The sequence below is a fragment of the Streptomyces sp. NPDC127092 genome, from assembly GCF_042722475.1.
GTDB lineage: Bacteria > Actinomycetota > Actinomycetes > Streptomycetales > Streptomycetaceae > Streptomyces.
In genome coordinates this window covers 1311-1994 of record NZ_JBHXFE010000106.1, presented here as the reverse complement: position 1 = coordinate 1994, position 684 = coordinate 1311, and the positions used below count along the sequence as shown (strand labels likewise).

General features: G+C 67.5%; 1 protein-coding gene. It reads left to right on the top strand.

The genetic code is table 11. From position 1 onward, the window contains the following. The coding region (locus ACFWJO_RS37465; RefSeq protein WP_386872592.1) for a DUF6308 family protein at positions 1–566 on the top strand (566 nt) is incomplete at its 5' end. Positions 567–684 lie beyond the last annotated feature (118 nt).

Below are 684 nucleotides of genomic sequence, written 5' to 3'. Positions count from 1 at the left end.
ATCTCAAGTCCCGGAAGTTCATCGGCAGCCAGTGGGACGGGTTCGATCCGAGCGGGAGGCGCGCCGCGTCTGCGAACGTGTTCACCGCCGACGACGTCGCCTCCACCGCCCTGCTGAACACGCCGACGTCAGGCCATGCGGTCGTGCATCTGCTCATCACCCAGAGGGAGCGCTTCGCTGGGCTACTGGAGGCCGTCGGACCGGACCGCGACTTCATTGACCTTGACCCGGACCCGTCCGGCAAGGACATGGCACCGGTGTACGAGCTCTACGAGGCGCTGGAAGGCCTCGCTGACGTGGGTCCGACCATCGCTTCCAAGCTTCTTGCGCGCAAACGGCCGCGTCTCTTCCCGATCATCGACTCCGACCTGCGCCGGACCGTCTTCCATGAGACCCGAAAGGACGGTTACGTGGGCCGGGCACTGCTCCATGCGGAGTTCTCCGCCCAGGAGCGGACCATCTGGCAGCGCCTCGAGTCCTACCGGTGCGCGGCGGCCCTCCCCGCCGAGGTGACCACCCTCCGCGTCTTCGATGTGCTCGCCTGGATGGAGGCCAAGGCGTACTGAGGCCCGGGCGTGTCTGACAATGAATCCAGGGGTCGGCTGGCCTCCTCGAAGACGTGTCCCGGTTCGAGATGCTCCCCGCCTGCACGGGCCGGCAGGGGCGGCCGTTCGCCGATGACCG